25 protein-coding genes are annotated in these 26,367 nt (G+C 72.2%); 11 read left to right on the top strand and 14 right to left on the bottom strand.

Annotated elements, in window-relative coordinates; genetic code table 11:
• The 4 genes from ABZV34_RS32725 to ABZV34_RS32710 all read right to left on the bottom strand — a co-directional run.
• A partial coding sequence (locus ABZV34_RS32725; RefSeq protein WP_356284774.1) for a biotin/lipoyl-containing protein occupies positions 1–719 on the bottom strand: 719 nt, incomplete at its 3' end.
• 130 nt (positions 720–849) lie between these two features.
• Positions 850–2,238 carry a dihydrolipoyl dehydrogenase gene (lpdA, locus tag ABZV34_RS32720; protein WP_356284771.1) on the bottom strand — a complete coding sequence of 463 codons (1,389 nt, stop codon included), beginning with the start codon at positions 2,236–2,238 and terminating at the stop codon, positions 850–852.
• Between the two features lie 290 nt (positions 2,239–2,528).
• Positions 2,529–4,058, bottom strand: coding sequence for a leucyl aminopeptidase (locus ABZV34_RS32715; protein WP_356284768.1), 1,530 nt, complete (start codon positions 4,056–4,058; stop codon positions 2,529–2,531).
• A gap of 528 nt (positions 4,059–4,586) precedes the next feature.
• A complete protein-coding gene (locus ABZV34_RS32710) occupies positions 4,587–5,369 on the bottom strand; it encodes an adenosylcobinamide-GDP ribazoletransferase (RefSeq protein WP_356284765.1) in 783 nt (260 codons plus the stop codon).
• A gap of 73 nt (positions 5,370–5,442) precedes the next feature.
• Here ABZV34_RS32710 and ABZV34_RS32705 point away from each other — a divergent pair, with 73 nt between their 5' ends.
• On the top strand, positions 5,443–6,210 hold the full coding sequence (locus ABZV34_RS32705; RefSeq protein WP_356284762.1) for a hypothetical protein: 768 nt from the start codon (positions 5,443–5,445) through the stop codon (positions 6,208–6,210).
• Here the strand turns inward: ABZV34_RS32705 and ABZV34_RS32700 are convergent.
• The 3 genes from ABZV34_RS32700 to cobT form a co-directional block, all read right to left on the bottom strand.
• Complete coding sequence (locus ABZV34_RS32700; RefSeq protein ID WP_356284760.1) at positions 6,147–6,866, bottom strand: hypothetical protein; 720 nt, start codon at positions 6,864–6,866, stop codon at positions 6,147–6,149. The two genes, ABZV34_RS32705 and ABZV34_RS32700, sit on opposite strands and share 64 nt — an antisense overlap.
• Positions 6,863–8,659, bottom strand: coding sequence for a phosphatidylglycerol lysyltransferase domain-containing protein (locus ABZV34_RS32695; RefSeq protein ID WP_356284757.1), 1,797 nt, complete (start codon positions 8,657–8,659; stop codon positions 6,863–6,865). Before ABZV34_RS32695 ends, ABZV34_RS32700 begins: the two co-directional genes overlap by 4 nt.
• 292 nt (positions 8,660–8,951) lie before the next feature.
• Positions 8,952–10,082, bottom strand: coding sequence for a nicotinate-nucleotide--dimethylbenzimidazole phosphoribosyltransferase (cobT, locus tag ABZV34_RS32690; protein WP_356284755.1), 1,131 nt, complete (start codon positions 10,080–10,082; stop codon positions 8,952–8,954).
• Positions 10,083–10,219: 137 nt separating this feature from the next.
• Here cobT and ABZV34_RS32685 point away from each other — a divergent pair, with 137 nt between their 5' ends.
• Entirely contained in the window at positions 10,220–11,284 is a 1,065-nt protein-coding gene (locus ABZV34_RS32685) for a class I SAM-dependent methyltransferase (RefSeq protein WP_356284752.1), read from the top strand.
• Between the two features lie 58 nt (positions 11,285–11,342).
• On the opposite strand, the gene ABZV34_RS32680 is transcribed toward ABZV34_RS32685, so the two are convergent.
• Positions 11,343–12,542 (bottom strand): bifunctional adenosylcobinamide kinase/adenosylcobinamide-phosphate guanylyltransferase, encoded by a 1,200-nt coding sequence (locus ABZV34_RS32680; RefSeq protein ID WP_356284749.1) that lies wholly within the window; start codon positions 12,540–12,542, stop codon positions 11,343–11,345.
• Between the two features lie 113 nt (positions 12,543–12,655).
• Here ABZV34_RS32680 and ABZV34_RS32675 point away from each other — a divergent pair, with 113 nt between their 5' ends.
• On the top strand, positions 12,656–12,868 hold the full coding sequence (locus ABZV34_RS32675) for a hypothetical protein (RefSeq protein ID WP_148013643.1): 213 nt from the start codon (positions 12,656–12,658) through the stop codon (positions 12,866–12,868).
• A 58-nt stretch (positions 12,869–12,926) separates the two neighbouring features.
• On the opposite strand, the gene ABZV34_RS32670 is transcribed toward ABZV34_RS32675, so the two are convergent.
• A complete protein-coding gene (locus ABZV34_RS32670; RefSeq protein WP_168527765.1) occupies positions 12,927–13,628 on the bottom strand; it encodes a methyltransferase domain-containing protein in 702 nt (233 codons plus the stop codon).
• Between the two features lie 83 nt (positions 13,629–13,711).
• Positions 13,712–14,338, bottom strand: a complete 627-nt coding sequence (locus tag ABZV34_RS32665; RefSeq protein ID WP_356284746.1) for a DUF3043 domain-containing protein — start codon at positions 14,336–14,338, stop codon at positions 13,712–13,714.
• A gap of 268 nt (positions 14,339–14,606) precedes the next feature.
• On the opposite strand from ABZV34_RS32665, the gene ABZV34_RS32660 reads away from it, so the two are divergent.
• The 4 genes from ABZV34_RS32660 to ABZV34_RS32645 all read left to right on the top strand — a co-directional run bounded on the left by ABZV34_RS32660 (position 14,607) and on the right by ABZV34_RS32645 (position 17,908).
• The gene (locus tag ABZV34_RS32660) at positions 14,607–15,398 is read left to right on the top strand and encodes a PspA/IM30 family protein (protein WP_356284776.1); all 792 of its coding nucleotides are present in this window, start codon (positions 14,607–14,609) and stop codon (positions 15,396–15,398) included.
• 60 nt (positions 15,399–15,458) lie between these two features.
• Positions 15,459–15,737 (top strand): hypothetical protein, encoded by a 279-nt coding sequence (locus ABZV34_RS32655; RefSeq protein ID WP_356284743.1) that lies wholly within the window; start codon positions 15,459–15,461, stop codon positions 15,735–15,737.
• A 270-nt stretch (positions 15,738–16,007) separates the two neighbouring features.
• Positions 16,008–17,228: a histidine kinase gene (locus ABZV34_RS32650; RefSeq protein ID WP_356284740.1), complete on the top strand. Its 1,221-nt coding sequence runs from the start codon at positions 16,008–16,010 to the stop codon at positions 17,226–17,228.
• The gene (locus tag ABZV34_RS32645; RefSeq protein WP_356284737.1) at positions 17,225–17,908 is read left to right on the top strand and encodes a response regulator transcription factor; all 684 of its coding nucleotides are present in this window, start codon (positions 17,225–17,227) and stop codon (positions 17,906–17,908) included. The genes ABZV34_RS32650 and ABZV34_RS32645 overlap by 4 nt, the downstream gene beginning before the upstream one ends.
• Before the next feature lie 178 nt (positions 17,909–18,086).
• Here the strand turns inward: ABZV34_RS32645 and nadA are convergent, their stop codons facing one another.
• On the bottom strand, positions 18,087–19,271 hold the full coding sequence (gene nadA / locus ABZV34_RS32640) for a quinolinate synthase NadA (RefSeq protein WP_356284734.1): 1,185 nt from the start codon (positions 19,269–19,271) through the stop codon (positions 18,087–18,089).
• 309 nt (positions 19,272–19,580) lie between these two features.
• Here nadA and ABZV34_RS32635 point away from each other — a divergent pair, with 309 nt between their 5' ends.
• A complete protein-coding gene (locus ABZV34_RS32635; RefSeq protein WP_356284731.1) occupies positions 19,581–19,937 on the top strand; it encodes an iron-sulfur cluster assembly accessory protein in 357 nt (118 codons plus the stop codon).
• A 137-nt stretch (positions 19,938–20,074) separates the two neighbouring features.
• Here the strand turns inward: ABZV34_RS32635 and ABZV34_RS32630 are convergent, their stop codons facing one another.
• Positions 20,075–21,640: a hypothetical protein gene (locus tag ABZV34_RS32630; protein WP_356284728.1), complete on the bottom strand. Its 1,566-nt coding sequence runs from the start codon at positions 21,638–21,640 to the stop codon at positions 20,075–20,077.
• A gap of 203 nt (positions 21,641–21,843) precedes the next feature.
• The gene (locus tag ABZV34_RS32625) at positions 21,844–22,053 is read right to left on the bottom strand and encodes a hypothetical protein (protein ID WP_356284725.1); all 210 of its coding nucleotides are present in this window, start codon (positions 22,051–22,053) and stop codon (positions 21,844–21,846) included.
• Between the two features lie 134 nt (positions 22,054–22,187).
• Here ABZV34_RS32625 and ABZV34_RS32620 point away from each other — a divergent pair, with 134 nt between their 5' ends.
• On the top strand, positions 22,188–23,162 hold the full coding sequence (locus ABZV34_RS32620) for a carbohydrate kinase family protein (RefSeq protein WP_356284723.1): 975 nt from the start codon (positions 22,188–22,190) through the stop codon (positions 23,160–23,162).
• Positions 23,163–23,349: 187 nt separating this feature from the next.
• Here the strand turns inward: ABZV34_RS32620 and ABZV34_RS32615 are convergent, their stop codons facing one another.
• Positions 23,350–24,732, bottom strand: a complete 1,383-nt coding sequence (locus ABZV34_RS32615) for an aminotransferase class V-fold PLP-dependent enzyme (protein WP_356284720.1) — start codon at positions 24,730–24,732, stop codon at positions 23,350–23,352.
• A gap of 336 nt (positions 24,733–25,068) precedes the next feature.
• Between ABZV34_RS32615 and coxB the strand changes: the two genes are divergently transcribed.
• Positions 25,069–26,028, top strand: coding sequence for a cytochrome c oxidase subunit II (gene coxB, locus ABZV34_RS32610; protein WP_356284717.1), 960 nt, complete (start codon positions 25,069–25,071; stop codon positions 26,026–26,028).
• Positions 26,025–26,367 (top strand): cbb3-type cytochrome c oxidase subunit I (locus ABZV34_RS32605; RefSeq protein ID WP_356284714.1); only part of this gene is annotated, 343 nt, incomplete at its 3' end. The genes coxB and ABZV34_RS32605, both read left to right, overlap by 4 nt.

Here is a 26,367-nt window from a genome sequence, read left to right as displayed (position 1 = left end):
GCCGGAGCCGCGGGGGCGGCCGGGGCCGGGGCCGGGGCGGCAGCGGCGGGTGCCGGAGCCGCGGGAGCCGGAGCGGCGGCCGGAGCCGCGCCCGGGGCACCGATGACGGCGAGCTTGGCACCGACCTCGGCGGTCTCGTCCTCGCCGACCACGATCTCGAGCAGGACGCCGGCGACCGGCGCGGGAATCTCGGTGTCGACCTTGTCCGTGGAGACCTCGAGCAGCGGCTCGTCCTCCGCGACCTCGTCGCCGACCTGCTTCAGCCAGCGGGTGACGGTGCCCTCGGTGACCGACTCGCCCAGCGCGGGCAGTACGACGTCGGTACCGGAGGCGCCACCGGCCGGAGCGGCGGGGGCGGGAGCGGCGGGGGCGGCGGGGGCGGCGGGCGCCGGAGCCGCGGGGGCCTCGGCGGCCGGGGCCGGAGCGGCCGGGGCGGCCACGGGCTCGGCGGCCGGAGCGGGGGCGGCGGCGGGCGCGCCCGTGCCGTCGTCGATGACGGCCAGCTCGGCGCCGACCTCGACCGTCTCGTCCTCGGCGACCTTGATGGAGGCGAGCACACCGGCGGCGGGGGAGGGGATCTCGGTGTCGACCTTGTCGGTCGACACCTCGAGCAGCGGTTCGTCGGCTTCGACGCGCTCGCCCTCGGCCTTCAGCCAGCGGGTGACAGTGCCCTCGGTGACGCTCTCGCCGAGCGCCGGAAGGGTTACGGAAACCGGCATGGTTTCTGTTGCTCCTTAAGGATGGATCTCCCCTGCTGCCCGAGCGGAGTCGAGAGCCTGGGAAAGGTGCGGAAGTCTGTGGTCGTCGCGCCCAGCGGCGACGCGGTGACTGAGTACGGCCGGGGCGGTATCAGTCGTGCGAGTGCAGCGGCTTGCCCGCGAGGGCCAGGTGGGCTTCGCCGAGCGCCTCGTTCTGCGTCGGGTGGGCGTGGATGAGCTGGGCGACCTCGGCGGGCAGCGCTTCCCAGTTGTAGATCAACTGGGCTTCGCCGACCTGCTCGCCCATGCGGTCGCCGACCATGTGGACGCCGACCACGGCACCGTCCTTGACCTGGACGAGCTTGATCTCGCCCGCGGTCTTGAGGATCTTGCTCTTGCCGTTGCCCGCGAGGTTGTACTTCAGGGCGACGACCTTGTCCGCGCCGTAGATCTCCTTGGCCTTGGCCTCGGTGATGCCCACGGAGGCGACCTCGGGGTGGCAGTACGTCACCCGCGGCACACCGTCGTAGTCGATCGGGACGGTCTTGAGACCCGCCAGCCGCTCCGCGACCAGGATGCCCTCGGCGAAGCCGACGTGGGCGAGCTGGAGCGTCGGGACCAGGTCGCCGACGGCGGAGATGGTGGGCACGTTCGTGCGCATGTACTCGTCGACCAGAACGTAGCCGCGGTCCATGGCGACGCCCTGCTCCTCGTAGCCGAGACCGGCCGAGACCGGGCCGCGGCCGACGGCGACGAGCAGGACCTCGGCCTCGAACTCCTTGCCGTCGGCGAGGGTGACCTTGACACCGTTCTGGGTGTACTCGGCCTTCGAGAAGAAGGTGCCCAGGTTGAACTTGATGCCGCGCTTGCGGAACGCGCGCTCAAGAAGCTTGGAGGAGTTCTCGTCCTCGAGCGGGGCGAGGTGCTTGAGTCCCTCGATGATCGTGATGTCCGTGCCGAAGGACTTCCACGCGGAGGCGAACTCGACGCCGATGACGCCGCCGCCGAGCACGATCGCGGACTGCGGGACGCGGTCCAGGACCAGCGCGTGGTCGGACGAGATGATGCGGTTGCCGTCGATCTCCAGGCCCGGCAGCGACTTCGGCACGGAGCCGGTCGCCAGCAGGACGTGACGGCCCTGGACACGCCGGCCGCCCACGTCGACGGAGGTGGGGGAGGACAGGCGGCCCTCTCCCTCGATGTACGTCACCTTGCGGGACGCGATGAGTCCCTGCAGGCCCTTGTACAGGCCCGTGATGACCTCGTCCTTGTACTTGTGGACGGCCGGGACGTCGATGCCCTCGAAGGTGGCCTTCACACCGAACTGCTCGCTCTCGCGGGCCTGGTCGGCGATCTCGCCCGCGTGCAGCAGGGCCTTGGTGGGGATGCACCCCCGGTGCAGGCAGGTACCGCCGACCTTGTCCTTCTCGATCAGGGCGACGTCGAGGCCCAGCTGCGCTCCGCGCAGGGCCGCGGCGTAACCACCGCTACCACCGCCGAGGATCACTAGGTCGAAAACGGTGCTGGCGTCGTTCGCCACGTCACGTCCTCCATGCATGTGCGCCACGCCGGTCTCCAGTGACCGGTCGGCGGCTGGTGTCCGGCCGCTCTTCTTCGGCCCTGTGGTTCGGGCCCTGTCCTGCCGAGAACCCATCTTCGCACTTGTCGGGGGCGTTCGAGACGCCGGGCCGGTGTGTGAGACGTCCCACTGTCCGGTTTCCCCCGGACAAAACGGCCCCGGGCGACACGTCGCCCGGGGCCGTGGAGTTCCCGGCAGGGGCGCGGGGCCCTGCGCGAGCGGCCACGGATCACCCGTGGCCGCGGAGCGGACTAACCGAGGTCGCCCGCCGCGGTCAGCTCGGCGAGACGCACCAGCGTCCGCACCGCCGACCCCGTACCACCCTTCGGGGTGTAGCCGAACGGCCCGGACTCGTTGAACGCGGGCCCGGCGATGTCCAGGTGCGCCCACGTGATGCCCTCGCCCACGAACTCCTTCAGGAACAGACCGGCGACCAGGCCGCCGCCCATCCGCTCGCCCATGTTCGCGATGTCGGCGGTGGGGGAGTCCATGCCCTTGCGCAGGTGCTCCGGCAGCGGCATCGGCCAGGACTCCTCGCCGACCTCCTCGGCTGCCTCCACGATCGAGGCACGGAACGCGTCGTCGTTGGCCATGACACCGAAGGTGCGGTTGCCGAGGGCCAGCACCATCGCGCCGGTCAGCGTCGCCACGTCGATGATCGCGTCGGGCTTCTCCTCGGACGCCTTCCACAGCGCGTCGGCGAGGACGAGGCGGCCCTCGGCGTCCGTGTTGAGGACCTCGACGGTCTTGCCGCTGTACATGCGCAGCACGTCACCGGGGCGGGTGGCGGAACCGGACGGCATGTTCTCGGCGAGCGCCAGCCAGCCGGTGACGTTGACCTCCAGGCCGAGACGCGCGGCGGCGACCACGGCGGCGAAGACCGCCGCCGCGCCGCTCATGTCGCACTTCATCGTCTCGTTGTGCCCGGCGGGCTTGAGGGAGATGCCGCCCGAGTCGTAGGTGATGCCCTTGCCGACGAAGGCGAGGTGCTTGGCCGCCTTGGAGCTGGTGTACGAGAGCTTCACCAGGCGGGGAGCGGCGGCCGAGCCGGCGCCGACGCCGAGGATGCCGCCGTAGCCGCCCTTTTCGAGGGCCTTCTCGTCGAGCACCTGCACCTTGATGCCGTGTTCCTTGCCGGCGGCGGCGACGACCGCGGCGAAGGCCTCGGGGGTGAGGTCGTTCGGCGGGGTGTTGATGAGGTCGCGGGCGCGGTTCAGCTCCTCGGTCACGGCGGTGGCGCGCGCGAGCGCCGCCTTGTGCGCCGCGTCACGGGGCTTGCCGCCGAGCAGCGCGACCTCGACGAGCGGGGCCTTGCCGTTCTTGGCGGCGCTGCCGGACCTGCCGGTCTCCTTGTACGCGTCGAAGGCGTACGCGCCGAGCGCCGCGCCCTCCGCGAGGGCGCCCACGTCCGCGGCGTCCGTGATCGGCAGGGCGAGGACGGCCTTCTTGGCACCGGCGAGCGCGCGGGCGGCGACACCGGCGGCGCGGCGCAGCACCTCGGCGCCGAACGCCTCGTCCTTGTCCGGGACCGCTCCCAGGCCGACGGCCACGACGACGGGCGCCTTGAAGCCGGACGGCGCGGGCAGCTTCGTCACCTCGCCCTCGCCGCCGGACGCGCCGAGGGTCTCCAGGATGCCGGCGAGCGCGCCGTCATACCCCTTGTCCACGGCCTCGGCGCCCGGTGCGAGGACCGGGCCCTTGGCGCCCTTGGCTACACCGACGACGATCGCGTCGGCCCGCAGGCCGGACGCTGCGGCGGTGCTGAGAGTCAGAGCAGTCACGGTGGTGAATTCTCGCTTCCATTGAGTTTCAGTGGCCGATCTGGGTGGGTCGACCGGGCCCGGCATCGATCCTTGCTCTGGCAGCGGAGGGGTGCCTGCGGTGGGGCCGGGAGGGCAATCGACAAGAGCCTACGCGGGGGAGACCGCCCCTGCGTCGTGGGGTGTTCACCCTTCCGTGGCGCGGCGGCCGTCCACGGCTCCTCAGCGCCGGTGATCCGGTGCGCGGGAGGAGGCTTTCGGCCCCTGCCTCGCGTGCGCCTCCACACTGACTTCACCGGTCGTCCACCCGATGCCGACGGACACGCCCGGGGCGGCCGGGCCCCGGGAACCGGCGCCGGCCTCCCGCGCCGTGGAGCCCGCCCGGAGAAACGAGCTCCCTCCCCCTGTCCGCCCTCGCGAGCGGCACGTGGGAGGGGGAGGGGCCGGCCCGTCGGTCACATCCCCCGGCCCGTCACATCCCCCGGCCGGCCGGGGACTTCGGCCGCGCGGTCGGCGAAGGCCTGCCGGGAGCGGCCCCGTGACCGCCGGTCAGCCGAGGCAGAGCACGACCAGGGCCGTGGTCGCCGCCGTCTCGGCGAGGCCGCCGAAGACGTCGCCCGTGACACCGCCGAAACGACGCGTGCAGTGGCGCAGCAGAAGTTCGGCCGCCGCGCAGGCGGCCGCCACCGCCACCGCGGCGCGGACCAGGTCGTACGTCCCCAGCAGCGCGCCCGCGCCGGCCGCCGCGGCGACGACCGCGAGCGCCACCGGCAGGGCGCCGCGCACCGGCACCGTGCCCGCGACCGCCGCGCCCAGCCCCTCGGGGCGGGCCGGGGGCACCCCGGTGCGCGCGGCCAGGGTGAGGGCGAGCCGGGCCGCGGTCGCCGAGACGACGGCCGCGAGCACGCCCCGCGCCCACGAGGACTCGTAGGCCTGGAAGAGCGCGGCCACCTGGGCGAGCAGGACGAAGAGCAGTGTGATCACGCCGAACGGGCCGATGTCGGACTGCTTCATGACGCGCAGCGCGTCCGGCGCGGGCTTGCCGCTGCCGAGGCCGTCCGCCGTGTCGGCGAGCCCGTCGAGGTGGAGACCGCGGGTGAGCGCCGCCGGTACGGCGGCGGTCGCGACGGCGGCGAGCAGCGGGCCCCCGCCCATCGCGAGCAGCGCCACGCCCACCAGTGCCGCGCCCGCCCCGACGACCAGTCCGGCCACGGGGGCGCACAGCATTCCGGCGCGCGCCGCTTCGCGGTCCCAGCGGGTCACCTCGACGGGGAGCACGGTCAGGGTGCCGAAGGCGAAGCGCAGGCCGTGGGAGACAGGGGTCGGGGACACCGGCGCAGGTTACCCGGGAGGTCGGCGGGCGGGTGCGGCGGCCGGGACAAGGGGCATGGATAAAGTGCCCGATATGGGTCATTGGCTGCACCGGAACATCATCGAGCCGGGGAAGCTGCCGCTGTTGCTGGCGCTCGGCTCCTTCGTGCTGACCTTTGTGATCACCCGTGTCATCGTCCGGCTCATCCGCGCGGGCAAGGGGCCGTTCGGCAACGTGAAGGCCGGCGGGCTGCACATCCATCACGTGGTCCCCGGCGTCGTCCTGACGGTGGTCGGTGGCTTCGGCGCGGTGGCCAGCGTCCGGCCGGGCCTGGGCGCCTCCGTGTTCGCCGTGGTGTTCGGGATGGGCGCGGGGCTCGTGCTGGACGAGTTCGCGCTGATCCTGCACCTGGACGACGTGTACTGGACGGAGGAGGGCCGCAAGAGCGTCGAGGTCGTGCTGATCACGGCGGCCCTGGTCGGGCTCGTGCTCGGCGGGTTCCTGCCGTTCGGCGTCAACGACCTGAGCCAGCAGGAGGTGCAGGACCGCGGCGGTGTCATCGTCAGCGTCGCCGTGAACTTCCTCTTCGCCCTGCTCGCCCTCGGAAAGGGCAAGGCCCGGATGGCGATCTTCGGCGTGATCGTCCCGTTCCTCGCCCTGATCGGAGCGGTCCGGCTGGCCCGGCCGTCCTCGCCGTGGGCCAGGCGCTTCTACCGCGCACGGCCGCGTGCCCGGGCCAGGTCGTTGCTGCGCGCCTACCACCACGACCGTCGCTGGGCGGGCCCGCGGCGCAGACTTCAGGACCTGATCGGCGGGAAACCCGATCCGTTGCCCGCCCGGCTGCCGCCGGGGCGCCGGTGACGCCGCCGGCGCCGGCGGCGCAGCGCGGAGATCCCGCAGAGCACGAGGGCCGCGGCGAGCGCGGCGATGTGCTCCCGGCCCGCGAGGTTCCCCTTGACCGTCACCTCGACGGCCATGGACGCGATCACCACCGCAGCGGTCCCGTACGCGCGATAGCGCCAGGCCACGAAGACGGCGAGACCGACCACGGCCGCGGAGGGTCCGGTGTCCACTACCCGCGCGTCCGTCGCGGGCAGTCCCAGCGGGTGGTCCGGGCCGAGCATGACCGCGATACGCGCGTAGAGCGTGCCGGCCAGAGTGGCGGCGTACGCGATGACCAGCATCCGCCACCAGCCCAGGCAGATCTCGGCGATGCCGAACACCACGAGGATCTGGATCAGCGCACCCCACACCGGCAGGTCCAGGGCCGGTACGAAGAGTGAGAGCGGGGTGCGCAGCAGAGCGAGCCCGAGTGGTTCGTCGGCCTGTACGGAGCCGATGTCCTGGACGAACCGGAAGCCCCAGGGCTGGTTCTGCGCGAACTGCAGGAGAGCCGTCAGGAGAACGGCTCCGAGGGTCACGGGGATCGCTCGCAGACGCCTTGCCTCCAGGTCCCCGCGCACGGTGAGGAACAGCAGTCCCCATTCCGCGCGGGCCAGGCGGGCGAGTGTGTTCATCTATGCGTCTCGAGGTGCTTGCGGTGCAGCCACTTCGGCAGGCCCGGAGCCTCCAGGAACCCTTCCGCGCGGGCGGACGCGACACCGATGCGCAGCAGGTCCGCGCTCTTCTCGAAGAGCAGGAACCGGGGTTCCCAGATCGGCCGGTACTTGGCGTTGGCGCGGTAGAGCGACTCGATCTGCCACCAGCGCGAGAAGAAACTGAGCAGGGAGCGCCACAGCCGCAGCACCGGGCCCGCGCCCAGCCGCGCGCCACGCTCGAAGACGGAACGGAACATGGCGAAGTTGAGCGAGACCTGGGTGATCCCGATGTCCCGGGCGCGGCGCAGGAGTTCGATCACCATGAACTCCATCAGCCCGTTCTCGGAGTCGCGGTCGCGTCGCATCAGGTCGAGGGAGAGCCCTCGCGGACCCCAGGGCACGAAGGACAGCAGTGCCCTCAACTCGCCCTCCCCGTCCGTGCATTCGAGCATCACGCACTGTCCGTCGTCGGGGTCGCCGAGCCGCCCGAGGGCCATGCTGAACCCGCGCTCGGTGGCCCCGTCGCGCCAGTCGTCGGCACGCTCCAGGAGGTACGCCATCTCGGCGGCGGGGATGTCGTCATGGCGGCGGATGCGTACCCGGTAGCCGGCTCGCTTCACCCGGTTGTAGGCCTGCCGGACGGTACGCATGGCCCGTCCTTCGAGCGTGAACTCGGCGGTCTCCACGATGGCTTCATCGCCCAGCTCCAGGGCGTCGAGCCCGTGCCGGGAGTAGATGGTCCCGGCCTCCTCGCTCGCGCCCATCACCGCCGGGATCCAGCCGTGCGCGCGGGCCTCGGCGAGCCAGGGCTCGATGGCGCCGGGCCACGCCTCCGGATCGCCCAGGGGGTCGCCGGAGGCCAGCGAGACCCCGCCGACGACCCGGTACGCCACCGCGGCCTTGCCGGTCGGCGACCAGACCACGCTCTTCTCCCGGCGCAGCGCGAAGTAGCCGAGCGAGTCCCGGTCGCCGTTCTTGTCGAGCAGGACCCGCAGCCGCTTCTCGTCGTCCTCGGTGAGCGGGTCGACGGCGCGGCGGGAACGGAAGGCCGCGTAGAAGACGGCGAGGACCAGCAGGGTGCTGAGCACGTTGATGGCGACGTTGACCCAGTTGGCGATCTCCAGCCCGTGGAAGCGGGAGTCGTCGGCGGCGACCGAGACCAGCCGCAGGGTGCCGTAGCGCCAGCGTTCCGGGAAGGTGGAACGGGACGCGTCGTGCGCGCTGTTGGTGACCGTCACCAGCAGCGCGGCGAGCAGTGAGCAGACGAGCAGACCGCCGGTGGCGACGGCGGCGGCGAGCTTCGGGTTCGAGCGGTCGCCCTTCGCGTAGAACTCGCGGCGGCCCACGACGAGCGACGCGACGAACGCCGCGGTCAGTGCGAGCGAGATCCAGTTCTGGGCGTACCGACGGATCTCCGGGAACGCCATCGCGACGGCGAACAGCAGCAGGAAGAGCCCGCTGAGAACGAAGTTCAGGATCCACGCGGCCCGCTTGCGCCGGCGCGTGGTGACGGCGAGGAACATCGTGAACACGCCCGAGGCGAACCCCGCCGTCAGCAGGTACGGGGTGAAGAGGTTCTCGGTGTTGTGGCGCCGCACGTCCTGGCCGAGCGTCAGCCACGCGGCGCTCAGGAAGTTGATGAACGTGACCGCTCGCAGGTACCAGACGGTGAAACCGGCGGCTCTGCGTGAGGCCCCGGTGGACCTGCGGTCCCCTTCGCCCTGACGGGCCGGGGGCCGCTCCTGCGCGACGGCAATTCGGGCATCTCCCATAATGCGCGATGATATGGGGCGGTGTGCTCCGCGCGGGGGAAGGGCGGTACGGGGGGTTGTCGCGGGGTGGGCTCGAGGGAGCGGGGGTGGCCGGGCGCAGTCGTCCCCACCCGCGGCCGTCCGGCCACCACGCCCACCGGCGGCGCCCCTTCGGAGGCGCGGGAAACCGCGCGAGCACCCCTCGACGGCCGTCGGCCGAGCGATCGCACCCGGCGGCACACCCCCCTCAGGGTCCCCGCGCCTCCTCAGGAGTGACCGGTAGAGGCCAGGGGATGTGTGGCCCCCTGGAGGATCACTCCTCGCCGGAGGGTACGGGCTCCCGCTCCGGCTCCGGCTCCGGCTCGGGGGTGGGCTCGGGCTCCGGCTCCGGTGTGGGCTCGGGCGTCACGGGAAGCTCCGCGGCGAGCGCGGCCGCGGACTGGACGAGGGGCAGGGCCAGCAGCGCTCCCGCGCCCTCGCCGACCGTGACCCCGTGGTCGAGCAGTGGTTCGAGCGCCATCCGGTCCAGCGCCTTCGCCTGGGCCGGCTCGCCGCTGTTCTGCCCGGCCAGCCACCAGTCCGGCGCCCGGAAGGCGACCCGCTGCCCGACGAGGGCGCACGCGGCCGAGACCACCCCGTCGAGCACGACGGGCATCTTCCGCACCGCGCTCTGCAGCAGGAACCCGGTCATCGCGGCGAGGTCCGCCCCGCCGACCACCGCGAGCAGCTGGAGCTGATCCCCGAGCACGGGCCGCGCCCGCCGCAGCGCGTCCCGCACGGCGGCGCACTTGCGCATCCACGCGAGGTCGTCGATGGCCCGCCCGCCCCGCCCGGTGACGACGGACGCGTCGGTCCCGCACAGCGCCGCGACCAGCACGGCCGCCGCCGTGGTCCCGCCGACGCTCACATCGCCGAGCACCACCAGGTCCGTGCCCGAGTCCGCCTCCTCGTCCGCGACGGCGACGCCCGCCAGGAACGCGGCCTCGGCCTCCTCCGCGGTCAGCGCGTCCTCGACGTCGATGCGCCCCGAACCGCGCCGCACCCGGTGCCGTACGACCTCAGCGGGCAGCTCCGCGGGGTCGCAGTCCAGCGCCATGTCGACCACGCGGACGGGGACACCGAGCCGGCGCGCCAGCACCGCCGCCGGGCTGGCACCCTCCAGAACCGCGCGCACCAACCGGTCGGCGGTGCCCGCGGGCCGCGCGGACACACCGAGCCCGGCGATCCCGTGGTCGCCCGCGAACAGCACCACGCGCGGACGCTCGATCGGCCGCACGGGCACCGCGCCCTGCGCCGCCGCCAGCCACTCACCCAGGTCGTCGAGGCGGCCCAGGGCCCCGGGCGGCACGGTCTGGCGCTCCCGGCGCGCCTCGGCGTCGCGGCGCACCCCTCCGTCGGGGCGCTCGATCAGATCGGTGAAGTCGTCGAGATTAAGCGAGCTCATTCGCCGAACAGTACCGGCAGCGATCGAACACGTCCGCGCCACGTCGTTGCGCCCCGGAACGCCATCCGATACGTACCGTTTGTGTCGGATTGTCGTATACCTGGTCCGTCGCCCCGCCGCCCCTCCCAGGAGCGCCCATGCCCCCCACACCACCCCCGACCGACGACCACCGCGCCGCCTACGCCGCCGAACTCGCCCGGGGCACCGACCGGTTCCACGAGCCGCGCCGGGAGGACTGCCCCTGGTGCGGTTCGAACCGGCTGCGCACCCGGCTGCGCACGCCGGACCTCCTCCAGCGCAAGCCCGGCACGTTCGTCGTCGACGAGTGCGGGGACTGCGCCCACGCCTTCCAGAACCCCCGGCTCACGGCGGAGGGCCTGGCCTTCTATCACCGCGACTTCCACGAGACGCTCGACAGCCTCACCGACCGGCTCCTCGGCGCCCGCGGCAGCAGCGGCCGGCACCGCGCCGCCGCCCGCGCGCTGCTGCCGTACGCCGAACCGGAGAGCTGGCTCGACGTCGGCACCGGGCACGGCTACTTCCCTGCCGCCGCCAAGGAGGTCCACCCGTACACCTCCTTCGACGGACTCGACCCCACCCGCCGCGTCGAGAAGGCGAGGGCGGCCGGCCGGGTCGAGGAAGCCCATCGCGGCCGGCTCGGCGACCCCCGGATCACCGGCAGGCTGCGCGCCCGCTACGACGTCGTCAGCATGTTCCACCACCTGGAGCACACCCCCGATCCGCGCGAGGAACTGCGCGCCGCCCTGGTGGCCCTGCGGCCCGGCGGACACCTCCTCGTCGAAGTCCCCGACCCCGACTGCGCGTTCGGCGCGCTGCTGGGCAAGTGGTGGGTGTCCTACGGCCAGCCGCGCCACCTCCACCTCATGCCGCTGCCCAATCTGCTGGCCGAACTGGAGTCCCTGGGCTGCGAGATCGTCACGACGGACCGCCGCGAACCGCACATCCCCTACGACCTCGCGGGCGCCCTCGCGCTCGCCCTCGGGCGGGTCCTGCCCGACCTCGACGCTCCCTGGCGTCCGGCGCCGCCGACCACGCTGCGGCGCCGTCTGCACACCGTCCTGACCGGGGCGTCGGCCCCGCTGCTCGCCTCGGCCTCCGCCCTGGACCACGCCGTCGCCCCCCTCCTGCGGCGCACCCGCTTCTCGAACGCGTACCGGATCATCGCCCGCAGACGGGAATGAGCCGCGGCCGGGACCGGTGCCGGGACCGGTGCTGGGACCGGAACCGGGATCAGCGGGATCAGCCCCGCAGGACCAGCGCCTGCCCCGCCACCACCAGCAGCAGGTGCTCGCACTCCGCCCCGAACCCCGCGTTCAGACGCCCGAGTTCGTCGCGGTAGCGGCGCCCGGAGGCGGTGGCCGGGACGATGCCGGAGCCGACCTCGTTGGAGACGGCGACCAGGGTGCGGCGGGTGCCGCGGACGGCGGCGGTGAGCTCCTCGACCCGGGCGCGCAGCGCGCGTTCGCCGCCGCCGGCCCACTCCGCGTCGTCCCAGGCGTTCACGGAGTCCATCGCGTCCGTCAGCCACAGCGAGAGACAGTCGACGAGGAGCGGCGGCCCCTCCTCCGCCAGCAGCGGCACCAGGTCGCAGGTCTCGGTGGTGCGCCAGGAGCCGGGGCGGCGTTCGCGGTGCGTGCTCACCCGGGACGCCCACTCGTCGTCCCCGCCCCGGGTGCCGCCCGTCGCCAGGTACAGCACGTTCGGGAAGGACTCCAGCCGCCGTTCGGCCTCGACCGACTTGCCGGAGCGCGCGCCGCCGAGCACCAGGGTGCGCCGCGGCACGTCCGGTACGTCCTCGTAGACGCCCACGTCCAGCGTCGTCCCGTCCGGCACCGCGCGGGCGCCCGCCGCCGCGAGCCGGCGCCGCAGTTCGGGGCCCGGCGGCACATCGTGGTCGAGGTGCACCGCGATCACGTCCGTCGTGGGTCCGACGGCGCCCGCCGCCCGCAACTTCGCCAGCGCGTCCGGCCGCCCCACCACGTCGGCCACCACCATCGCGTACGAGCCGGCGCCGTCGTCGAGCCCGGCGGGGGCCGCGCCCGGCGGCAGATAGAGCAGTCGCCGGCCGTCCGGGCCGGTCACCGCGTACCCCGTGCCCGGCGCGTCCATCGGCACCGCCCGCACCCGGTGCCCGGTCAGCAGGGTCAACTCGCTGCCGTCCGGAACCCGCACGGGCCCCGGCAGTCCCGCGGGCACCTCGACGGCGGGTCCGTCGTGCGGATGCGACAGCAGCACCTGCCGTACGCCACCGAGCGTGTGCCCGGCGCGCGCGGCCGCGAACGCCGCGCCGGGCGTGAGGTCGAGCAGCAGCGTGCCGTCCACGAGCAGCGCGGTCGCCGCCCGCGCGTCACCGCCGAGCGCGGTCGCGCAGGACGAGCAGGGACAGTCGGGGCGGGGCAGGCCCACAGGGGCACCGGTGCCGAGCAGAGTCAGTTCCACGGGGATGATTTTTCCGTGTCCCCGCAGGTCTTGCGCGCCCGGCTAGGCTTCGGACGGGAGCCGGATCTTGTCGGGCTCCCGCTGTGCAGTGTGCTCATACCTGGGAGGCGTACATGGCGGCATGGACGTGGCGGTTCGAGAAGTCCGACGGGACAGAGGTCCAACCCGCGGTGGAGCCCGAGGAGTTCACCACGCAGGGGGACGCGGAGTCCTGGATCGGCGAGGTGTGGAAGGACCTCCTGGCGGGCGGCGCCGACCAGGTGTTCCTCTTCGAGGACAGCACACAGATCTACGGGCCGATGAGCCTGCACGCCGAGCCCGAGTAGGCCGGTAGAGGTCGCCGGGGCCACCGGAACCGGCTCCGGCGACCCGCCCGTGCCCTCCTCAGCCCCGTACGCCGCACAGGTGCAGCAGCGCCGCCACCTGACGGTAGGGGTCGGTCCGCCCGGCCCGTTCCTCCGCGGCCAGCAGACTCTCCACGTCCTCGGGGACGGGTGTCCCGTCCGGCGCGCCGTCCGTGAAGACCCGCACGCCGTACCAGGCGTGCAACGGCGCCCCGATCCCCGCCAGCGTCGACGTCAGCGTGGCCAGCCGGTCGGCGCGGACGGCGAGCCCGAGCCGGTTGACGTACGCGTCGGATTCGAACGCGGCCAGCGCTGACGACCAGTCCCCGGCCAGCCCCGGCCGCAGGGCCAGCGCGTCGGCGTTGCGCACCAGCAGCGAGAGCAGCCCGCCCGGGGCCAGCATCCGCGCCAGCCCCGCGACCAGCGGGTCCGGCTCCTCGACGTACATCAGCACGCCGTGACAGAGCACCACGTCGAAACTGCCGGGCAGGAAGTGGACCCCCGTGTCCCGGCCGTCGCCCTCGATGAGCCGGACCCGGCCCTGGATGCCCTCGGGCTCGGCGGCCAGCGCCCGGCGGGCCACGGAGAGCATCCGGCCGTCCTGCTCCAGACCGGTCACCTGATGCCCGGCGCGGGCCAGCCGCAGCGCCTGCGTACCCTGGCCCATCCCGACGTCGAGGACCCGCAGCCGCTGCCCGACCGGGAACCGCCCGGCTATCTGCTCGTCGAGCTGCCGGGCCACCAGCTCCTGTCGTACGACATCACGCAACCCGCCCAGCTTGCTCAGCCAGGCATCCGCCGCGTCTCCGGAGAAGGATGTCGCGCTCAGGGCCGCTCTCCGCGCTTGACCTGCGGCTTCGGCAGCCGGAGGCGACGCATCTGGAGAGTACGCATCAGCGCGTAGGGAACCGCGCCCTTCTTGGGGAGGTCCGGGAAGCGCGTGGTGAGCTGCTTCTTCAGACGGATCGCGATGCCGATCGAGTCGACCACGATCATCACGATCACGACCAGCCACAGCAGCAGTGCGATGTTCTGCAGCGAGCCCACCCGCACCATGCTCAGCACGAGGATGACCACGGCCATCGGCAGGAAGAACTCCGCGACGCAGAAGCGCGAGTCCACGAAGTCGCGCGCGAACTTCCGCACCTGCCCCTTGTCGCGGGCGGGCAGATGGCGCTGGTCCCCGCTGGCCAGCGCCTGGCGCTGCTTCTCCAGCTGGACACGGCGGTCGTCACGCTGGCGCTTGGCGGCCTCCTTGCGCGTCGACGGCGTCTGGGCGACGCTGCGACGCTGGGTCTGGGCCTCACTGCGCTTGGGCGTGGGGCGGCCCTTGGGGGCCTGTGGGTCACGGGTCTGCTTGGAGTCGGTCACCCGCGACTTGTCGGCGGGGGCCTTCTCTTCCTTGGCACGGCTACGGAACACAAAACCCAAGGGTACGGGGTGCGGCGGCATGGACGTCGATCGAGTGGGGAACGATCCGGCAACACCGTGCGTCTGTAGGGGGACACAGGGGACGTTGTTCGCGGGGGGACGTGAAAGGGACGCGGGGGGCACCCCGGGTTCCACCTACTCCCTACGCCGGAGCGGCACCGTACGCAGTCGTCCTTGGGGATGAGCGCATCCGTCCCCGAACAGTGCGGTAATGGATGCAGGGCCCGTACTGTGGGTTCTGTTGCAGTACCTGGAGCTGGAGTCCGTCAGAAGGGGGCGCGCGAAGCCCATGAGCGGTGTCATGAAGCGTATGGGGATGATCTTCCGCGCGAAGGCGAACAAGGCCCTTGACCGGGCCGAGGACCCGCGCGAAACCCTCGATTACTCGTACCAGAAACAGCTGGAGCTGCTCCAGAAGGTACGCCGTGGCGTCGCCGACGTCGCGACCTCCCGCAAGCGTCTGGAACTGCAGCTCAACCAGCTCCAGAACCAGTCCACCAAGCTGGAGGACCAGGGCCGCAAGGCCCTCGCGCTCGGCCGGGAGGACCTGGCCCGTGAGGCGCTCTCCCGCCGCGCCGCGCTCCAGCAGCAGGTGACGGACCTGGAGACCCAGCACCAGACCCTCCAGGGCGAGGAGGAGAAGCTCACCCTCGCGGCCCAGCGTCTGCAGGCCAAGGTCGACGCCTTCCGCACCAAGAAGGAGACCATCAAGGCCACGTACACCGCGGCCCAGGCGCAGACCCGCATCGGCGAGGCCTTCTCCGGCATCTCCGAGGAGATGGGCGACGTCGGGATGGCCATCCAGCGCGCCGAGGACAAGACCGCGCAGTTGCAGGCCCGCGCGGGTGCCATCGACGAGCTGCTCGCCTCCGGCGTCCTCGACGACCACTCCGGACTCGCCAAGGACGACATCCAGAGCGAGCTGGACCGGCTCTCCGGTGGTACGGATGTGGAGCTGGAGCTGCAGCGCATGAAGGCCGAGCTGGCCGGCGGTTCCCCGCAGCAGGCGATCGAGGGCGGCACGGGAGAGGGCCAGCCCCGGTCCCAGCCGCAGGACACCCCGCGCTTCGACAAGCAGTAGCTCCGACAAGCAGGAGCTCCGACAAGCAGGAGTACTGGTCCCACGCCTTAGGAGGGCGACATGATCGTGCGGATCATGGGGGAGGGGCAGGTGAGGCTGGACGACGGCCACCTCACCGAGCTGAACAAACTGGACGACGAGCTGCTCGCCGAGGTGGAGGCCGGTGACGAGGCCGGCTTCCGGCGCACCCTGGCCGCGCTGCTCGACGCTGTCCACCGTCTGGGCGCTCCGCTTCCCGACGATGCCCTGGAACCATCGGGGCTGATCCTTCCGTCGCCGGACGCCACGCTCGCGGAGGTCCGCGACATGCTCGACGGGGATGGCCTGATCCCCGGCTGAGAGTGCCTCCTTCGTCTCCTTCGCCCCCGTCGAACGCCGGACGGGGCTGGAGGTGCGGACCCGCGTGGGATCGTTCTGGACCGGCCCGCGCCGGATGGTTCCGGGCGGGGGCATGTCTTTCCAGCCCGTCCGGCGATTGAGGACGAGGCCGTTCAGGCCGAAGCGGGGGTCCGGGGCGGCAGCCCCGGGTACCGGCGCCGGGGACGACGGAATCCCCGGGCAGGGTGGCACCCGTTCCGCCCCCTGCAAGGGCCCCGTACCGTGAACGAAGTGAGCACCCTAGAGCGCACGAGGTGCAGACTCCGCGCGCACCCGATGGCCCTGGACGCCGCCCTGGCGGCCGGCGTACTCGTGACCATGATGGCCAGTTCCTTCGTGGACCCGCACGGCGGACACGGGGCGAGCTGGGGCGCCCGCACCCCCGGCGCCCTCAGCCTGACCCTGATGGTGCTCGGCGCGGCCGCCCTGGTGTTCCGCCGCCGTGCCCCCCTCCCGGTCCTCGCCGCCACCGGCGCGCTCTCCGTCGTGGAACTGGTCGCGAGCGACCCCCGTAGCCCGGTCGTGATGTCCGCCGTCGTCGCCCTCTACACCGTCGCGTCGGCCACCGACCGCCCCACCACCTGGCGGGTCGGCCTGCTCACGATGACCGTGCTCACCGCCTGCGCGATGCTCGCCGGCCCCCTGCCCTGGTACGCGCAGGAGAACCTCGGCATCTTCGCCTGGACGGGCATGGCCGCCGCCGCGGGCGACGCCGTCCGCAGCCGCCGCGCCTTCGTCGACGCCATCCGTGAACGGGCCGAACGCGCCGAACGCACCCGCGAGGAGGAGGCCCGGCGCCGCGTCGCCGAGGAGCGGCTGCGCATCGCCCGCGATCTGCACGACGTCGTCGCCCACCACATCGCCCTCGTCAACGTGCAGGCCGGAGTCGCCGCCCATGTGATGGACAAGCGCCCGGACCAGGCCAAGGAGGCGCTGTCCCACGTACGGGAGGCCAGCCGCTCCGCCCTCAACGAGCTGCGCGCCACCGTCGGCCTGCTGCGCCAGTCCGGCGACCCCGAGGCCCCCACCGAGCCCGCCCCCGGCCTCGCCCGCCTCGACGAACTCGCCGACACCTTCCGCAACGCGGGACTCCCCGTCGAAGTGGCCCGTGCCGACCACGGCACCGCCCTCCCCGCGGCGGTCGACCTCGCCGCCTACCGGGTCATCCAGGAAGCCCTCACCAATGTGCGCAAGCACGCGGGATCCGAGGCGAAGGCCGAGGTCAGCGTCGTACGCGTGGGCCCGAACGTGGAGGTGACCGTCCTCGACAACGGGCCCGGGCAGGGTGACGGCCCGGAGGAGGGCGGCGGCCACGGACTGCTCGGGATGCGCGAGCGGGTCGGCGCGCTCGGCGGTACCTGCTCGGCCGGTCCCCGGTACGGAGGCGGCTTCCGCGTCCATGCGATCCTTCCGGTCAAGACCCGCACGCCTGCCCTGGGGGACCCCGCATGACCATCCGTGTCCTGCTCGCCGACGACCAGGCGCTGCTGCGCAGCGCGTTCCGCGTCCTCGTCGACTCGGAGCCCGACATGGAGGTCGTGGGGGAGGCGTCCGACGGCGCCGAGGCGGTGCGGCTCGCCAGGGAGACGCGCGCCGACGTGGTGCTGATGGACATCCGGATGCCGGGGACCGACGGGCTCGCCGCCACCCGGCTGATCAGCGCGGACCCCGGGCTCGCGCAGGTACGGGTGGTCATGCTGACGACCTTCGAGGTCGACGAGTACGTGGTCCAGTCGCTGCGGGCCGGGGCCTCCGGGTTCCTCGGCAAGGGCGCCGAGCCGGACGAGCTGCTGAACGCCATCCGGATCGCGGCGGGCGGCGAGGCGCTGCTGTCCCCGGCGGCGACCAAGGGGCTGATCGCCAGGTTCCTCGCCCAGGGCGACGGCGCGGACGAGGAGCGGGATCCGGGCCGCACGGAGCGGCTGAACGCGCTCACCGGGCGCGAGCGCGAGGTGCTCGTCCAGGTCGCGGGGGGCCACTCCAACGACGAGATCGCCGAGCGGCTGGAGGTCAGCCCGCTGACGGTGAAGACACATGTCAACCGGGCCATGGCCAAACTCGGCGCCCGCGACCGGGCGCAACTCGTCGTCATCGCGTACGAGTCGGGACTGGTACGTCCAAGGGTGGAGTGAACTTCACCGGGCCGTACTGCGCCCGCGACCTGGCGCAGAGCGTGCCGCGCATCTCGGTCAAAGCCGACTCCAAGGCCGCGGCGGCCGGGTTCGACGACACCACCTGAGGGCCCGAGCCGTTCACCGGGCTGTACGGGTTACCGGCCGTACGGGTGGCTGTACGGGTGGCCGGGCGTGGTTACGGCAGTGCCAGCATCCGCTCCAGTGCCAGTTTGGCGAATTTTTCCGTCTCCCGGTCCACCTCGATGCGGTTGACCAGGTTGCCCTCGGCCAGCGACTCCAGGGTCCACACCAGGTGCGGCAGGTCGATGCGGTTCATGGTCGAGCAGAAGCAGACCGTCTTGTCGAGGAAGACGATCTCCTTGCCCTCGGGGGCGAAGCGGTTCGCGAGCCGGCGTACGAGGTTCAGCTCCGTGCCGATCGCCCACTTCGAGCCGGCCGGGGCCGCCTCCAGGGCCTTGATGATGTACTCCGTGGAGCCGACGTAGTCCGCCGCCTCGACGACCTCGTGCTTGCACTCCGGGTGGACGAGCACGTTCACGCCGGGGATGCGCTCGCGCACGTCGTGCACCGAGTCCAGGCTGAAACGGCCGTGCACCGAGCAGTGGCCGCGCCACAGGATCATCTTCGCGTCGCGCAGCTGCTGCGCGGTCAGGCCGCCGTTCGGCTTGTGGGGGTTGTAGAGGACGCAGTCCTCCAGGGACATCCCCATGTCACGGACGGCGGTGTTGCGGCCGAGGTGCTGGTCGGGGAGGAAGAGGACCTTCTCGCCCTGCTCGAAGGCCCACTCCAGGGCCCGCTGGGCGTTCGACGACGTGCAGATCGTGCCGCCGTGCATGCCGGTGAACGCCTTGATGTCGGCGGACGAGTTCATGTACGAGACGGGGACGACCTGTTCGGCCACCCCGGCCTCGGTCAGCACGTCCCAGCACTCGGCGACCTGCTCGGCCGTGGCCATGTCGGCCATGGAGCAGCCGGCGGCGAGGTCGGGCAGGACGACCTTCTGGTCGTCGGAGGTGAGGATGTCCGCGGACTCCGCCATGAAGTGCACGCCGCAGAAGACGATGTACTCGGCCTCGGGCCGCGCGGCCGCGTCACGGGCGAGCTTGAAGGAGTCGCCCGTGACGTCCGCGAACTGGATGACCTCGTCGCGCTGGTAGTGGTGGCCGAGCACGAAGACCTTGTCCCCGAGCCTCTCCTTGGCCGCTCGTGCGCGTTCCACCAGGTCCGGGTCGGAGGGCGAGGGCAGGTCGCCGGGGCACTCGACGCCGCGTTCGCTCCTCGGGTCGGCCTCACGGCCGAGCAACAGCAGGGCGAGGGGCGTCGGCTGTACGTCGAGCTCCTGGGTCTGGGCGGTGGTCACGACACGCACCCTTTCTGTTCTGCGGCTCGCCGGGTCACGAACGACCCGGCGGGACATGCGGGACAAGCCTTCTCGTCTAAATGACGCTATCTATCATAACCGCTTCACGTCATGTTGACGATGGCCGCCGAGTCCATGTGATGTGAATCCCTGACTTGTCCACAGGCCGCTGTGCGCGTTCTCGCCCGTGTGCGAGCATGAGAGGGAAGAGAGAGACCGGAAGACAGACTCTCGGCCCGGAATGAATCCGCGGCCCCGGCGGTTGCAATCGTCGGCAAGCAGTCTCCGAACAACCCGGGAGAGAAGCAGATGTCCGTATCGGACGAGACCACCACCGTGAGCGACGGCATCCAGCTGTCCGACGCCGCCGCGGGCAAGGTCAAGGCCCTGCTCGACCAGGAAGGCCGCGACGATCTGGCTCTGCGTGTCGCCGTTCAGCCCGGCGGCTGCTCCGGCCTGCGCTACCAGCTCTTCTTCGACGAGCGCTCCCTCGACGGCGATGTCGTCAAGGACTTCGGCGGCGTCAAGGTCGTCACCGACCGCATGAGCGCCCCGTACCTGGGCGGCGCCTCGATCGACTTCGTGGACACCATCGAGAAGCAGGGCTTCACGATCGACAACCCGAACGCGACGGGCTCCTGCGCCTGCGGGGACTCCTTCAGCTAGGCCCTCCCGGCCCCTTCGCCGGGCCCCGGCCGACTGCTGGACACGTACGAAGGCGGCGTCCCCCTCCGACGGGGACGCCGCCTTCGCGTATCCGTGCCCGCCCCGAGCGGGCCGTTCTCGCTTCCGCACCCGTCTCGCTACCGCACCAACGGCTCCTGGGTGTGCGGCACCTTCGGCACCCTCGGCGTCGTCGGTTCCGTCGGGTGTACCGGCATGCTCGTCGAAGCGCCCGGTGTCTTTCCCTCCCGGATCTCCCCGCCGTCCGACCCCACGACCTTCCGGTCGCCGAGCGGCTCGTCCAGGCGCACCGTCTTCTCGTAGACCCTGGCGATCAGGATGCAGATCTTGCCCTGCCACGGGGTCTCGGTGACCTTGACCGTCACCTTGTCCGCACTCCCGCTCGCCGAGACGGAGTAGTCGGCGCACACCCCGCCGGTGAAGCTCACCGTCAGATCCCTGCCGTCGGCGGTGTACCCCTGCACCGTGACGTCACGGGACGCCGGCTCGCCGGTCGGCCGCGGGCTCGGCGTCAGGGCCGGCGCCCCGGGAGTCTCCGGCGCGGCCAGGTACTTCGGGTCGACGGCCGGATGCGTCACGGTGACAAGGGCGGTAGCCCCCTTCGGCCGTACCTCGAACAGCCAGGACGGCACCAGCGTCTGGTGCCCGTCCACGAAGTGCGACGCCAGCCCGAAGGCGGCCTTCTCGACGTTCACCGACTCCCGCCGCGGCAGCACGGTCGACGCGGCGCACGGCGACTCGTCGCGGTCCTTCAGCGGCACGGCGCTCGCGCAGCCGCCGGGCCCGTTGCGCGCACCACCCGGGGCGGATCCCGGGGCGTTCATCAGGTCCAGCGTCCGGCGCGCGCCGAGGACGGGGTACGTGTCCCCGCGCTCCGGCGCCTTCAGCAGGCCGTTGCCGCCCACCACCTGGCCTTCCTCGCCGACCTGGACGCCGGTGGTCCAGCCGGAGGTGGGAAGGCCGCCGACCTCGGGGTCCGCGTTCACCACCCGTACGGCGCCCATGAGCGTGCTCGCGTCGAGCTTCGCGTCGTCCTCGCCGAGCGCCTTCAGCACGGGGGCGGCGGCCTTCTTCGCGGCGGCCTCGCTCACCGCGTGACTGCTCGGCGAGCCGGGGTCGCTGGTGCACACGACGCCCTTGCAGTTGTCGGTGCCGGGCGCGTAGCGGCTGAACGTCCAGGTGCCGGGGGCCCGCCGGTTCACCTGGAGACTCGGGCCGGAGCCGTCCCCGGCCTGGCCGGCCTGCCAGGTGTCGCCGACGAGCCGCGGGGTGCCGGTGAGCCCCAGGGCCTTGGCGAGGCGGGTCACCTCGGCCGCGGTGACCGTGCCCCTCGCCGCGTAGACCGGCGCGGAGTCCGGGCCGTCGGGCAGCTTGCCGTCCGCGCGGTAGACCGTGCCATAGGGGTTGGGCTCACCTGGAGCGACACCGCCCGTGCCACCGCCTCCGGTGGCGCCGTCGAGGGTGAGCGGCGGGGGAGTGCCGTCGCCGCCGGGAGACTCGGAGCCGCCGTGTCCGCCGCCGTCGAAGGCGGCCGTGGCCATGTACGCCCCGCCGCCCCCGACGAGCAGAACGGCGGCCGCGACCGAGACGACGGCCACCGGGGAACGCCGGCGGCGTGACTTCGCCGTCCCGGCACCGTCCTCGGCGGGGTCGGTCGCTTCGTGGTCGGGTCGCTCGGTGCTCACCGCATCGCTCCTTCGGCTCCATGCTGTCCGCGACGGCCCGGCCCGGTCCGGGACTCCCGGAGCGGGCGCTGAAGGGTCGTACACCGCATCCCCTTTACGGGGGACGGCGATGGGACGCAGCGGGGGAGCGCACGGTTCCCTGCGGGCGCTGTCCGGCCGCCCGCGCACGGCGCCCTCGCGGACGCCGTGCGGTACGCGGGGGGTCAGTCGCCGTAGTCGGACATCGCGTCCAGCAGGCGGGCCGAGGCGGGAGGCACACGCACCCCGTGGATGCGGGACGGGGACACGGGCGGGACGGTGACCGGGGCCGGCGCCGCCCAGTGCCGGGCGGTCCGGGCGCAGTCGTCGCGCAGCGACGCCAGGCCGCCTTCGAGGTCGAGCGGAACGGAGCCGTGGACCCTGAGGTTCGTCATAACGGAACCGTATGCACCGGGAGCGTTACGAAGAAAGACCTACTATCGGGTAGTTTTGACCGCTTCAGAGGTCAGCCGCCGACCGGGTAGCGTGAACTGTCAACCCTCTCCCTTCGCAGGAGCGTGTCCTCGCCGTGCGTATCGCAGTCACCGGTTCCATCGCCACCGACCACCTCATGACCTTCCCCGGCCGTTTCGCCGACCAGCTGGTCGCGGACCAGCTGCACACGGTCTCCCTGTCCTTCCTCGTCGACAACCTCGACGTGCGCAGGGGTGGCGTCGGCGCGAACATCGCCTTCGGTATGGGTCAGCTGGGCACCAGGCCGATCCTGGTCGGAGCCGCGGGCTCCGACTTCGACGAATACCGCGCGTGGCTGGACCGCCACGGCGTCGACACCGGCTCCGTGCGGATCTCCGAGGTGCTGCACACCGCGCGCTTCGTGTGCACCACGGACGCCGACCACAACCAGATCGGCTCCTTCTACACGGGCGCGATGAGCGAGGCCCGGCTGATCGAGCTGAAGGCGGTCGCGGACCGGGTCGACGGGCTCGACCTCGTCCTCATCGGGGCGGACGACCCCGAGGCGATGCTCCGGCACACCGAGGAGTGCCGGACCCGCTCGATCCCCTTCGCGGCCGACTTCTCGCAGCAGATCGCCCGGATGAACGGCGACGAGATCCGGATACTGCTGGACGGGGCGACCTACCTCTTCTCGAACGAGTACGAGAAGGGGCTCATCGAGTCCAAGACCGGCTGGAGCGACTCCGAGATCCTCTCCAAGGTCGGCCACCGGGTGACCACCCTCGGCGCACGTGGCGTGCGCATCGAACGCGTCGGCGACGACCCGGTGGAGGTCGGCTGCCCGGACGAGGAGCGCAAGGCCGACCCCACGGGCGTCGGTGACGCGTTCCGCGCGGGCTTCCTGTCCGGGCTCGCCTGGGGCGTCTCCCTGGAGCGCGCCGCCCAGGTCGGCTGCATGCTCGCCACCCTGGTGATCGAGACGGTCGGCACCCAGGAGTACCAGCTGCGCCGCGCCCACTTCATGGACCGGTTCACCAAGGCGTACGGCGACGACGCGGCCATCGAGGTCAGGGCCCACCTGGTCTAGTGCCCCGGCAGGCAACGTCCGCCCCGTCGCGGCGTCCGGCACGCACTCTCGCCGCACCGGCCGAAAGCCCGAGTACGTCCAGTACGAGGACTTCCGGCCGGCACGCCGAGAGCACGCACCGGACGCCGCTCCTCGAAGGGCAAACGCTGCCTGCCGCGGCACTGGGCGGGCCCCCCACCGCACCGGGTCAGGACACCCGGCGGACCACGTAGGCCGAGCCCTGGTCCGCCGGCTCCTCCCCGACGTACTCCTGACCCCGCATCTCGCACCACGCCGGGATGTCCAGGCGGGCCGCCTCGTCGTCCGCCAGGACGCGGACGGTGCCGCCGAGGGGCACGTCGCCGATGACCCCGGCCAGCTCGATGACCGGGATCGGGCAGAGCTTGCCGAGGGCGTCCAGGACGAGGGACCCGGAGGAGGTGGACGCCGTCCGGGGGGCCGTCGGAGCGCCGAGCTTCTCGCGCACCGCGGAGACCGCCGCCGGAAGGACCGACAGGAACCGGTCCACGTCCTCGGACGGCGTGCCCGGCGGCAGCGACACCCGGACGTTGCCCTCACTCAGTACGCCCATCGCCTTCAGGACATGGCTGGGGGTGAGCGTGCTGCTCGTGCACGACGATCCGGAGGAGACCGAGAAGCCCGCCCGGTCCAGTTCGTGCAGGAGCGACTCCCCGTCGACGTAGAGACAGGAGAAGGTGACGATCCCCGGGAGCCGGCCGACCGGGTCGCCGACCACCTCCACGTCCGGGACCAGCTCCGGGACCCGCGCCCGGATCCGGTCCGTCAGTTCCCGCAGCCGCGCCGCCTCCACGGCCGCCTGGGCACGCACGGCACGCAGCGCGGCCGCCGCGGCCACCACGGCCGGGATGTTCTCGAAGCCGGCCGCCCGCCCCGACTCCCGTTCGTCCTGCGGCCCTTGAGGCGCGAACCGCACTCCCTTGCGTACGACGAGGAGTCCGACCCCCGAAGGGCCGCCCCATTTGTGGGCACTTGCGGTCAGCAGGGACCAGTCGCCCTCGATCTGCCCCCAGCCCAGCGACTGCGCCGCGTCCACCAGCAGCGGCACCCCCACCGCCCTGCACGCCTGTGCGACCGCCGCCACCGGCTGCTCCGTACCCACCTCGTGGTTGGCGGACTGCAGGCAGGCGAGCGCGGTGCCGGGGCGCAGGGCGTCGGCGTAGGCGGAAGGGGACACCGCGCCCGCGCGGTCGACCGGGACGCGGGTCACCGTGCCGCCCGCCGTCTCGTGGACCTCCGCCGAATGGAGTACCGACGAATGTTCGACAGCTGACACGATCAGGTGGTGTCCGACCCGTCGACGGCCCGCCAGCGCACCCTCGATGCCGGAGTGCACCGCGCGGGTGCCGGAGCCGGTGAAGACCAGTTCGTCCGGGCGGCAGCCCACCGCGTCGGCGGCCGCCTCGCGGGCCGCGTCGAGCAGGAGCCGGGCCCGCCGTCCCTCGCGGTAGAGCCGGGCCGGGTCGGCCCAGCCCTCGTCGAGCGAGGCCTGCAGGGCCTGGCGGGCGACGGGATGGAGAGGAGCGGCGGAAGCAGCGTCGAAGTAGGCCACACCCCCACGCTAAAGCCCCGGTCAGGACGGCGCCCCGAGGGGGTGCGAGGAGCGGCGCGACAAGCCGCGACGGACCCGCGGCCACCGGGATGTCTCCTGTCCCGGGCTCCTGGGCGCCCCGAACCACCGTCAGAAGTAGCCCGGAGCAGGGCAACCCACCCCCTTCGGCTTACCCGGCGGCGCGTTGGGCACCCTCCCCGCGCGACCTCAAATAGCGTCCAGTAGGGTTTGGTCCGCATAAACATCCAAACCCCTGCCCGTGTGCCAGGGCGGCGAGCGACCAGCGAGAAGGGCCGTAGCCAACCAGCGCGGGCGAGACTCTCGGGAAGGCGCTACGTGAGTCCCAACGGCTCCGACCGCTCGCCGCGGCGCCCGATGCGGCGGAAGCTGCTGCAGGCAATGACTGCGGGCCTGGTCCTGGTGACCGCCACCGGTTGCACATACAAGGACTTTCCCCGCCTTGGTATGCCCACCCCGGTCACGGAGGAGGCTCCGCGGATCCTCTCCCTCTGGCAGGGCTCGTGGGCGGCCGCGCTCGCCACGGGCGTGCTGGTCTGGGGTCTGATCCTGTGGAGCGTCGTCTTCCATCGGCGCAGCCGCACCAAGGTCGAAGTTCCCCCGCAGACCCGGTACAACATGCCGATCGAGGCGTTGTACACGGTGGTCCCGCTCATCATCGTCTCGGTGCTGTTCTACTTCACCGCCCGCGACGAGACGAAGCTGCTCAGCCTCGACAAGAAGCCCGACCTCACGGTCAACGTGGTCGGCTACCAGTGGAGCTGGGGCTTCAACTACATCGAGAACGTCCCCGGTGTCACCGGTGACGCGAAGACCGACAAGAACCTGGACGCCATTCCGGACCGGTTCAAGACGGACTTCCCGGTGAACGCCGGCGGTGTCTACGAGGCCGGCACGCCGAGTGAGCGGAACCCGCAGACGAACAACCCCGGTCCGACCCTCTGGCTCCCCAAGGGCAAGACGGTCCGCTTCGTCCTCACTTCGCGTGACGTCATCCACTCCTTCTGGGTGGTTCCGTTCCTCATGAAGCAGGACGTCATCCCGGGCCACACCAACTCCTTCCAGGTGACTCCCAACAGGGAGGGCACCTACCTGGGCAAGTGCGCCGAGCTGTGCGGCGTCGACCACTCCCGGATGCTCTTCAACGTGAAGGTCGTCTCGCCCGAGCGCTACGAGGCTCACCTCAAGCAGCTCGCGGCAGAGGGGCAGACCGGTTACATCCCGGCCGGCATTGAGCAGACGGGCCACGAGAAGAACCGGGAGACGAACAACCTGTGAGCATCCTCAACGAACCCCAGGGTGCCGCGGACGCCGACGACTCGTACGAGAACGAGCTGCCGGTGCGGCGCAAGCAGCCGGGCAACGTCGTGATCAAGTGGCTCACCACCACTGACCACAAGACGATCGGCACGCTCTATCTGGTGACGTCGTTCGCCTTCTTCTGCATCGGCGGCGTCATGGCGCTGCTCATGCGCGCCGAGCTGGCGCGCCCCGGTCTGCAGATCATGTCGAACGAGCAGTTCAACCAGGCGTTCACGATGCACGGCACGATCATGCTGCTGATGTTCGCGACGCCGCTGTTCGCCGGCTTCACGAACTGGATCATGCCGCTGCAGA

The organism is Streptomyces sp. NPDC005195 (assembly GCF_040608315.1).
Taxonomy (GTDB): Bacteria; Actinomycetota; Actinomycetes; order Streptomycetales; family Streptomycetaceae; genus Streptomyces; species Streptomyces kaempferi.
The sequence above is the reverse complement of the archived record's forward strand: the minus strand, read 5'-3'. Positions and strand labels throughout refer to the sequence as shown.